This window comes from Acetobacter lambici, assembly GCF_011516885.1.
GTDB classification, from domain to species: domain Bacteria; phylum Pseudomonadota; class Alphaproteobacteria; order Acetobacterales; family Acetobacteraceae; genus Acetobacter; species Acetobacter lambici.
Genome location: NZ_WOTD01000193.1, coordinates 1 through 501, shown reverse-complemented (window position 1 = coordinate 501; position 501 = coordinate 1). Strand labels below are relative to the sequence as shown.

General features: G+C 60.5%; 1 protein-coding gene. It reads right to left on the bottom strand.

All coding sequences use genetic code 11. From position 1 onward, the window contains the following. A partial coding sequence (locus GOB86_RS15830; protein ID WP_242012731.1) for a DUF6118 family protein occupies positions 1 to 382 on the bottom strand: 382 nt, incomplete at its 3' end. Positions 383 to 501 lie beyond the last annotated feature (119 nt).

Genomic DNA, 501 nt, shown 5'->3' with positions numbered 1-501 from the left:
CCACCCCTAACAGCCACCAGTTCTGACGATCCTGCTGACGGGACTGACCAATGATATTGGCAAGAACCCGACGTTCCCCCTGAACCTCACCTATCGCTTTCTGAAACGCTGTCTGCATCTCCTGACTGGCAGAAATCCCGGCCTGACGAATCCCTTGCCCATACGCCTGGGGCGTCATCTTCAGCGTCGGATTGGCCTCGATCGCCTCCATTCGTGCACCGACTGCATTCATGGCCTTCACGACACGGGCCAGATCCTCCGTGTAATCCGGGGGCCGATTGTCCCGCCACGCCTGCGGCAACGCTTCCACGCTCCGCCGGAGTACCGTCATTTCGGCGCACAGGTCCTCAAACGCACGTGCTGCTGGATCTGTCTCGGACATCAGATATCCCCCCACAGATTGAAAACCCGCACACCAGCCGCCTCGAAAGGCGACACGTCGTGGCTGGCCAGAACACGCTGCTCCGGGACGGGCCTCCTCGTCTCCATGATCACGTTGGT